Source organism: Syntrophomonas sp. UBA5494, assembly GCF_002426325.1.
Genome location: NZ_DIPG01000070.1, coordinates 18,672 through 27,875, shown reverse-complemented (window position 1 = coordinate 27,875; position 9,204 = coordinate 18,672). Strand labels below are relative to the sequence as shown.

Annotated in this window: 11 protein-coding genes and 1 pseudogene; 4 read left to right on the top strand and 8 right to left on the bottom strand. The window is 51.4% G+C overall.

Annotation, left to right across the window (positions count from 1 at the left end; all coding sequences use genetic code 11):
- The 6 genes from fabF to B3W37_RS08055 form a co-directional block, all read right to left on the bottom strand.
- A partial coding sequence (gene fabF / locus B3W37_RS08080; RefSeq protein WP_483175315.1) for a beta-ketoacyl-ACP synthase II occupies positions 1 to 1,217 on the bottom strand: 1,217 nt, incomplete at its 3' end.
- A gap of 27 nt (positions 1,218 to 1,244) precedes the next feature.
- Complete coding sequence (gene acpP / locus B3W37_RS08075) at positions 1,245 to 1,475, bottom strand: acyl carrier protein (protein WP_481040981.1); 231 nt, start codon at positions 1,473 to 1,475, stop codon at positions 1,245 to 1,247.
- Between the two features lie 72 nt (positions 1,476 to 1,547).
- A complete protein-coding gene (fabG, locus tag B3W37_RS08070) occupies positions 1,548 to 2,321 on the bottom strand; it encodes a 3-oxoacyl-[acyl-carrier-protein] reductase (protein ID WP_483175314.1) in 774 nt (257 codons plus the stop codon).
- Entirely contained in the window at positions 2,318 to 3,241 is a 924-nt protein-coding gene (gene fabD / locus B3W37_RS08065; RefSeq protein WP_483175313.1) for an ACP S-malonyltransferase, read from the bottom strand. Before fabD ends, fabG begins: the two co-directional genes overlap by 4 nt.
- 1 nt (position 3,242) lies before the next feature.
- Complete coding sequence (locus tag B3W37_RS08060) at positions 3,243 to 4,178, bottom strand: nitronate monooxygenase (RefSeq protein ID WP_483175312.1); 936 nt, start codon at positions 4,176 to 4,178, stop codon at positions 3,243 to 3,245.
- Between the two features lies 1 nt (position 4,179).
- On the bottom strand, positions 4,180 to 5,166 hold the full coding sequence (locus B3W37_RS08055; protein WP_483171484.1) for a beta-ketoacyl-ACP synthase III: 987 nt from the start codon (positions 5,164 to 5,166) through the stop codon (positions 4,180 to 4,182).
- A gap of 280 nt (positions 5,167 to 5,446) precedes the next feature.
- Here B3W37_RS08055 and B3W37_RS08050 point away from each other — a divergent pair, with 280 nt between their 5' ends.
- From B3W37_RS08050 to B3W37_RS08035, 4 genes are all read left to right on the top strand, one after another.
- Positions 5,447 to 6,397, top strand: a complete 951-nt coding sequence (locus tag B3W37_RS08050) for an NAD(P)H-dependent flavin oxidoreductase (protein ID WP_481040991.1) — start codon at positions 5,447 to 5,449, stop codon at positions 6,395 to 6,397.
- Positions 6,398 to 6,915: 518 nt separating this feature from the next.
- On the top strand, positions 6,916 to 7,149 hold the full coding sequence (locus B3W37_RS08045; RefSeq protein WP_481040993.1) for a hypothetical protein: 234 nt from the start codon (positions 6,916 to 6,918) through the stop codon (positions 7,147 to 7,149).
- Positions 7,150 to 7,166: 17 nt separating this feature from the next.
- Positions 7,167 to 7,688, top strand: a complete 522-nt coding sequence (locus B3W37_RS08040; protein WP_483171485.1) for an NUDIX domain-containing protein — start codon at positions 7,167 to 7,169, stop codon at positions 7,686 to 7,688.
- An 81-nt stretch (positions 7,689 to 7,769) separates the two neighbouring features.
- The gene (locus B3W37_RS08035) at positions 7,770 to 7,949 is read left to right on the top strand and encodes a hypothetical protein (protein WP_483171486.1); all 180 of its coding nucleotides are present in this window, start codon (positions 7,770 to 7,772) and stop codon (positions 7,947 to 7,949) included.
- A gap of 52 nt (positions 7,950 to 8,001) precedes the next feature.
- On the opposite strand, the gene B3W37_RS08030 is transcribed toward B3W37_RS08035, so the two are convergent.
- Entirely contained in the window at positions 8,002 to 8,853 is an 852-nt protein-coding gene (locus tag B3W37_RS08030) for a hypothetical protein (RefSeq protein ID WP_483175311.1), read from the bottom strand.
- A 158-nt stretch (positions 8,854 to 9,011) separates the two neighbouring features.
- A pseudogene (locus B3W37_RS08025) lies at positions 9,012 to 9,204 on the bottom strand (hypothetical protein); the annotation flags it as partial.

Genomic DNA, 9,204 nt, shown 5'->3' with positions numbered 1-9,204 from the left:
GCTGCGTTGTGGCCCCCGAAGCCCAGTGAATCAGACAGAGCCACCGACAGCGGTTTGGATCTGGCCACCAGAGGGGTATAGTCCAGATCACAGTCAGGATCAGGATTTTCCAGGTTTAAGGTCGGCGGTATGATATTATTCTGCAATGACAACACCGTGGCGATTAGCTCCACCGCACCGGCCGCTCCAAGCATATGGCCGGTAGCAGCTTTTATGGAACTGACACTGAGGTTGTAGGCATGCTGGCCGAAAATCGCCTTGATGGCCTTGGTCTCCATCTGATCATTTAAATCAGTTCCGGTTCCATGGGCGTTGATGTAATCTACTTGCTCCGGCTCTATACCGGCGTCAGTCAAGGCATTCTTAAAGGCCAGGGCTGCGCCTTTCCCGTCCGGATCGGGCTGTACTACGTGAACCGCGTCCCCGCTGGCTCCATAACCTATCAATTCAGCATAAATATGGGCGCCGCGTTGTTTAGCATGCTCCATCTCCTCCAGGATAACGATCCCCGAGCCTTCCCCCATTACAAAACCGCCCCGCTCTGCATCAAAAGGACGGCAGGCCTTGTCAGGCTCATCATTTCGGGTCGATAAGGCCTTGGCGGCACAGAAGCCTGCAATGGATATAGGCGTAACAGCTGCTTCCGCTCCGCCGGCAATCATCACCTCGGCTTCGCCCCGGCGGATAAATCCCAGAGCCTCACCGATGGAATTAGTTCCAGAAGCACACGCAGTAACAGTGCACCCATTGGGTCCGTGCACACCGAACAGAATAGATACCTGTCCAGAAGCCATGTTAGCTATCATCATGGGAATAAAAAAGGGATTGACACCGGCTACACCCCGTTTAAGCAAAACGTTATGTTGTTGTTCCAGGGTTTCGATGCCGCCTATTCCTGACCCTACCCATACACCTACCCGTTGCCGGTCAACGATTGAAAAATCTAGCGCCGCATCAAGGACTGCCTGTTTGGCGGCAGCACAAGCGTATTGCACAAACAGATCCATACGCCGGGCATCTTTACGGGGGATATATTTTTGCACGTCAAAGTTCCGCACCTGCGCAGCTATCCTGGTGGGGAACTGGCTGACGTCAAAGCGATCGATCAGGCCAATGCCACTTTTCCCAGCCAGGAGGTTGCTCCAGAATTCATCCTTATCAAGACCGACCGGCGACACCACCCCCAAACCGGTTATTACTACCCTGCGTTCCGGCATCCCATCACCCCTATTCTTAACTATCTGCTACAATTTAGCCTCAACGTACTCGACCACATCCTGTACGGTTTTCATCTTTTCCGCGGCGTCTTCCGGAATCTGAATGTCAAACTTCTCTTCCAAGAGCATTAGCATTTCTACGATGTCCAGCGAGTCCGCCTCCAGATCGTCCGCAAAGCTGGATTCCAGAGTAATCTGCTCCTCCGGGATATCCTTGATTTCAACAATGATCTTCTTGAGTTCTTCAAAAACTGACATGGCTTACATCCTCCTTTTATTGAACAGACTGAATGGTTCGAGACCACGAACCAATTTGAATTCAATTTAATTTTATAGGCCTCCCAGACCGCCGTCGACCCGGAGCAGCTGCCCGGTAAGATAATCTGCTCTGGATGATACCAGAAAAGCTACCACTCCTGCAACATCCTCCGGGGTTCCCAGCCGCCCCAGAACAATATTATCCGCTATCCGGGCAGTCTGTTCAGCGTTCAGCCGGGCGGTCATATCGCTCTGAATATAGCCTGGCGCCACCACATTGGCAGTTATACCGCGCCGGCCATATTCTTTGGCCAACGAATAGGTGAACCCAAGGAGTCCCGATTTTGAAGCCGCATAGTGGGCCTGCCCGGCATTGCCGCCGACGCCCACTACCGAAGATATGCTCACGATTCTGCCGTAGCGCTTTCTAACCATATGTTTAACCGCAGCCCGGCTGCAATAAAAGGCTGCATTTAAATTGGTTTTCAGCACCTGATCCCATTCTTCATCACTGATGCGCAGCAGCAGGTTGTCTCTATTGATTCCCGCGTTGTTGACCAGAATATCGATCTGCCCCAGGACTTTGACAGTCTGATCGACCAGTTCTTGGGCCGACTGCGAAGACGAGACATCAGCGCCCAATACTACCGCCTTGCTGCCCAGGGCTTCAATCTCCCCGGCGACCGCCTCGGCATCCCGGCGATTGGAGGCATTGACTTCAGCATCCGCCTGGCCGCTTTCATAATAATTAACCGCGATCTGGCAGCCGTCTGCAGCCAGGGCCAGGGCGATCGCTTTGCCTATACCCCGGGAACTGCCGGTTATCAGTGCAACTCTAGAACTCATATGGTCTTCACCTTCTCTATTACTTTTTCCAGGCTTTTCACATCATTCACCTGGCCCAGCAGCCGGTTTTTATCGATCTTTTTGATCAATCCCGACAGGGTGCTGCCCGGACCTACTTCTACGAAGTAATCAGCCAGGTTCATCATATAGCGTACACTCTGTTCCCATCTAACCGGAGAATAGAGCTGTCTAACCAGTAAATCCACGAATCGCGAGGCTGGATTGGCGGTAGCGTTTACATTGCTGACTACCGGCACCATCGGTTCTATCCAGTCTATAGCTTCTAAATAAGGCCGCAATTCCTCAGCAGCCGGTTTCATCAACTCGCTATGGGACGGCACACTAACTGCCAGGGGCATCACTCTGCCCCCGGATTCTTTCAGTCGTACCGATACCCTTTGCACCGCTTCACTGCCGCCGGATATAACATACTGGCCCGGGCAGTTGTAATTGGCAATAGCCACAATACCTTGATCCGCTGCGCAGGCTGTTTGCACAGCCTGATCATCCAATCCCAGGACCGCCGCCATGGCGCCTTCCCCCGCCGGTACCGCCGCCTGCATCAACCTGGCGCGGCGCTGCACCAGGGGTATGGCCGCTTGTAAAGATAAAGCCTGTGCACAAACCAGGGCGGAGTATTCTCCCAGGCTCAAGCCGGCCATAATTACCGCTTCAATACCCTGCTCTTTAAGCACCTCACCAGCAGCCACACTGCTGGCCAAAAGCGCAGGTTGGGCAAATTCGGTTTGATTCAGCTTGTCGAGGGGACCCTCAAAACAAAGCCGGCCAAGATCATAACCTGCCGCCGCGTCAGCCTGTTGAAATACCATTCTGGCTGACTCAAAATTTTCATAAAGGTCTTTGCCCATCCCCACCTGCTGTGCGCCCTGGCCGGGAAACACAAATGCTAAGGTTGCCATGTTATGCCCCCAATCGTTTCTGCACCCTACGGGCGTCCTCAACCAGGTCTTTGATAATCTCGGCAGCCGGTTGAACACGATTGATTAATCCGCAAATCTGTCCCGCCAGAATACTGCCTTCGTCCACTTCACCCTTTACGGCTGCGGCGGGATAGCGCCCCCGTCCCAGTTCTTGCAAGTATTCCTTGGTGGCTCCTGATTCCTCGGCCTGTAAATACTGGCGGGTGAACCGGTTATGTATAGCCCGGACCGGATGACCGGTCTTGGCGCCGCATACAACAGTGGCCCGGTCCCGGCTTTGTATCACTTTTTGCTGATATGCGGCATGAACGTCACATTCGGCAGCGCAGATAAAGCGGGTTCCAATCTGAACCCCTTCAGCGCCCAGAGCTATGGCAGCCATATATCCCCGGCCGTCAGCTATTCCTCCGGCCGCAATGACCGGAATATCCACAGCATCAACTACCATAGGGACAATGCACATAGTGGTCATTTCTCCCACATGCCCGCCTGATTCCATGCCTTCTACCACCAGGGCATCCGCACCCAGGCGGCTCAGGCGTTTGGCCAAAGCCAGCGAAGCCACCACCGGCAATACTTTTATACCGGCACCTTTGAGTGCTTCCATATAACGCCCAGGATTTCCTCCTCCGGTTGTGACGACATTTACCCCTGAAGAAATCACTAAATCGACCACATCGTCGATATGAGGCGAAGTCATCATCAAATTTACCCCGAAGGGATGATCGGTAGCCTCTCTTACCTTGCGGATTTCTTTTTCCACCCAGGCTCGATCAGCGTCGCCAGCCCCAATCACTCCCAGGCCCCCGGCCTGGGACACAGCTCCAGCCAGTCTTCCCCCGGCAATCCATGCCATAGCCCCCTGCAGGATAGGGTACTGAATCCCTAACAGCGCGGTTACTCTATTCGCAAACATATTAACCCCTCCCCCAACGCAGCAATACACCACCAAAGGTCAGGCCGGCCCCAAAAGCGACCATCAAGACCAAGTCTCCGGCTTTTAAACGGCCTTCCTCTTGCGCCAGGGACAGACCTATGGGAATACAGGCAGCAGATGTATTGCCATACATATCCAAATTAATCAAGGTTTTTTCGGCAGGAATATTCATTCTCTTCATAGCGGTTTTTATTATGCGCATGTTGGCCTGGTGCGGAACAAATAGATCCACATCACTGTAGGCAAAACCCGCTTTTTCCAGCACTCTGGTGCTGATCTCCGAGGTTATGCGGGTGGCGAAGCGAAACACCTCGGGTCCATTCATTTTCAAATAATGCAGCCGGTTTTGTATGGTTTCCGGAGAAGCGGGCATGGCCGATCCTCCGGCGGGCAAGTTAAGGAATTTCCCGCCGCTGCCGTCAGCGCCCAAGATGGAACTCAAAATGCCATAATCAGAGGTTCCTTTTCCCATAACTGCCGCACCGGCCCCGTCTCCAAAGAGGACACAGGTATTGCGGTCCCGGTAGTCAAGAATGCGCGACAGCGTTTCAGCGCCAATAACCAGAACATGCTGATAATCCTCTGACAGCAGATATTTGTGAGCCACGTCCAGGGCATAAACAAAACCCGTGCAGCCGGCTGAGAGGTCAAATGCAGCCGCATTGGTGGCCCCCAGAAGATCCTGTACTATGCAGGCAGTAGAGGGAAAGAACATATCCGGAGTGGCAGTGGCCACGATGATCAAGTCCAATTGCTGAGCGGAGAGTCCGGCCCTCTCCAGGGCCATTTTGGAAGCCTGATATGCTAAGTCGGAACATTTGGTTTGTTGATCGGCGATTCTTCTTTCACGAATACCACTGCGCTCAATAATCCACTCATCAGAGGTGTCCACCATTTGCTCCAGTTCTTGATTGGTAAGCCGGCGTTCTGGCAGGGCGTGCCCCACACTAAGGATTTGAGCTCTCACTGCTGAAACCACCTCATTTAGATATTAGCCCAAAATAATATGTACACATTTTCGTGCACATGGACGTTGAGGTTATTAAACCAATATTATTGATGAAAGTCAATAACAATTCCATTATTGCCTTATTTTTGACATTTAATTCCTTTTCTCTCATGGGATTTGGTTTATCGGCCAATAGTGCTTTTGACAACATAAATAACGAAATTTTTAGAAATTGCATGTTTGCTTATTTTATGGTGTAATATTCTAGTTATAGTAATATCGATTAGGAGGGTTCATAGTGCAGCTCCCGGAGTTAAAAATAGGCAACCTTAAACCCCGTTTTCCCATTATTCAAGGAGGTATGTCTATCAGGGTATCAACTGCGTCACTGGCGGCTGCCGTGGCCCGTTGCGGCGGTATTGGCGTGATCGGCGGAACCGGCGTAAGTTTGGACGATCTTCGTGATCAGATCCGTACAGCCCGCGCACTGAGCCAGAATCAAGGCATTATCGGCGTGAATATCATGTATGCGGCCCGAGAATTTATGCAGCTGGTCAAAACCGCGATCAACGAGCATATAGATGTTATTTTTACCGGGGCTGGCTTCTCCAGAGAGATTTTTAACTGGTGCAAAGAATCTCAGACGCCGGTGGTTTCGATTGTATCTTCCAGCCGTGCAGCTGTCCTGGCGGAAAAATCCGGGGCCGCTGCCGTGGTAGCCGAAGGTTGTGAAGCCGGGGGGCATCTGGGTACGGACCGTTCCATCAAGGAGATATTGCCGGAAATCAAGCAGGCCGTTAAAATTCCGGTGATCGCTGCCGGCGGCATCACCGACGGATACGATATGGCCGAGATGGTCCGCCTGGGGGCTGACGGCGTGCAGATAGCCACCCGTTTTCTGCTCAGCGAGGAATGCGACGTGGCTGATGAGTATAAACAAGTCTACTTGAATGCCCGCCAGGAAGATGTCATTATTATCAAGAGCCCGGTAGGACTGCCCGGACGCGCTATTAAGAATACCTTTACCGATCTTATTGCAGCAGGTGATGCTCCCATGTCCGAAGAGTGCGAAGCCTGCCTGCGCCATTGCTCAGGTGATTACTGCATTAAAGATGCCCTGTTGAATGCCCGTAATGGCCGGGTGGAAGAGGGTGTGGTTTTTTCTGGCGCCAATGTATACAAGATCAAAAGCATCTTGCCGGTAGCCCAGATTTTCGAAAATATTTTACTGGAATTCTCCCTGGCCTAACTGGTACACTGACGGCAAAACAGGTTATAAACTCTTTTGTTTAGATACCTAAACAAATTTGGGATAGCCCCAAAAGGCATCATATGACAGGGCTGCGCCTCCGGCTTCGTCCGGGCGAATCCTTCTCGATTTCCTCAACTACTAACCCCGGGAGTTGGGAATACGACCCCTTACTTATGCATTTCATTTTACCATGGCCTGCAAATGTTCCGGGTTAATTCTCTTTATGACCTATCCTCGTTATGTCCGCAGCTCAGGATGATGGTAAATTTCTCCGCAAACTCCCCCTACCCTTTTTTAGTCTATCTCATTTTCAGCGAGCTTAATGCCGGGTTAATCTTATCAGCCGCGAGATCTAACCGGCACAGATATACAATCGGCTTGTCAATATATTATAATTAAGAAGTATTATGGCAAAAGCGAGTGCCGTAAGCTATCAACCCGACAGAATATATTAGAAAAGGGTTGAATCCAAAAACGTCCGTTGGCATCTGCCGGCGGTGAAAGAGGTGTGCTTTATGGAGTTGGGTAATAGGGTCATGATCACTCAAAAAGGTCATTTCTACAACAACTGCACCGGTGTTATAGTCGGCAAAAGAGGGTTGAGGGCTCCAGGAGATCCGATGTATTTATTAATGATGGAAGAGCATCGTAAAGTCCTGATCGTGCCAGAATCCATGCTGACTTTATGCGAAAACGATGATACCGATAAAGGTCCGAGCAGGTTGCTTTTTAGGCCCCGGGACAACTAAACAGGGGTATCAATCGCGTGAAGCAAAAGCCGCAGCCCATAACACAACGCTATTTTTATTGCCCTTTATGTGGAGGAGCCCTTAAATACCGCAATTATGATGAACACCCGCGTCTTACCTGCCAAGCGTGTGCGTATATACTGTATGAAAACCCCATTGTAGGCGTTGCTGCCATTGTATTTAACCAGCGGGGTGAAATTTTGCTGGGGCGCAGAAATGGGGGAAAATACTGCGGTTTGTGGTGCATTCCGTGCGGATATTTAGAGTATGATGAGGACGTATTTGACGGGGTAAAGCGGGAATTCAGGGAAGAAACCAATTTAATAATCGACATTGTCCGGGTATTTGCCGTGCAGTCAAACTTTCATGACCCGGAACGGCATACTGTAGGCATATGGTTTCTGGCCGAGGTGGTTGGAGGCGCGCCTCAGGCAGGTGATGACCTTGACATGGTCGCTTATTTCGCTTTGAATGAAATTCCCGCCCTGGCTTTTCCTACCGATCAGGCCGTTATTGAAATGCTGCACCGGGAAAGGTAGGAAAATTCCCGGTGCGTTCAGAGTTGCATGGCAACCGCAACATAGATTCAGCTATAATCATATCTGGGGAGGAGCGTTCTCATGTCTTGCATTTATCACCAGGCGGAAGAAACCATAGAAATCTGCACCTTATGTTTAAAGCCAATCTGCATAGAATGTGTTTTAATATGCCGTGAGATGGGATTTGACACTCTTTGTCCCAAATGCCTGCGCGCCATAACCGGCTGTTGGGTTGAATTGGATGAACGGGTTGAGCCTTAGTTAAACACACCGGGGCCGACCGTAAAACCGGGTTCAAGCGTACGCTCAATACTTACTGCATCAAGGGCAGCAGTGAGTTGGATGAGACCAGGAGATGCAGCGGCGCCTGTTTTACTTCCACATTTAGAACCCGCGATTCGGACTTGATATTGCCCCGTTTTATCAGTTGTACCGTGGCGGTAAAATGCAGTTCATCAATCGGTTGCAGTGATTGGGTCTTCAGCCAGGCGATGGTTGGCAGGCCCTGCAACAACAGTTCTTTTCCTTCACCCTGGGTAACCTTTTCCAGGATGTAGGGATCTTCGTGAGCAATGGCCTCCAAAGCCACCTCTATGATTTGTTCGGCATTCAGCCCTGTCAGTTGTTCTTCCAATACCCCGGCTGCTTTCCATACCATGACCTGATGGGCTGTATCCCTGCTGCGGGAGCTGTGAGTCATACTATCCCGAAAATGAATGCAGAAATGTCCTTTAAAATTGTTGCCTCGTATAGCCCCTGCGCCGTGCGGCATGCCATTCATCGACGCTGCCACCATCCGCCCGTTGTCCAGGGCGACTATTACTGCCCTGCGTTTCCAGGCCCATTCACCGCTGTATACCTTCTTCATAATGGCGGTGTCTTGCGCCGAGAGCGGCTGAACATCGGCGTGGTGATCTCCGGCCCGGCGCTGCACCCTAAAGCTCAGGCCCGTCTCATAGTCAACCACGGTAGCGCAGGCATAGCGGGGAAAAAGCGGATCCATTTCCTTCCAGCTCAAAAACTCTCCCATTATGTGGGTCGGTGTGGGGGGCGCGGGCGGCTCAACCTCGGGTGCGGGTTGGCGCAAATAGGCTGTAGCGATGACAAAAAGCAATCCCGTCAATACAACAGTCAGCCATCCCCGGCGGATAGCGGCCCAAGCCATAACAAAAACCTCCCCGCAACAGATATCATCAGGCCGAATCATTAAATTATATTCTCACCCATCCTGATCATTCCACAATGTGACCCGTTTTTACAGGATGCCGGAAAAGAGCAGGCATATATTACCCGCCTTACTGACTGGGGGTGGCTGTGATTCCGCTATTGCTGCGCAGAGGAAGGCCTGCTCTGAGGGGGAAACATCTCCGCAAATTTGTCATGGGTGAGGTAACGGCTGATACGAATACGTGGTATTTCCAGGGCGGGACTTTGTGTGGTGGCCCAGCCGTATTTGACGGTTACAGCCTGCTGGTATCCAGCCTGTCTAACCGCATCGATAACAGTCTGGTCATAT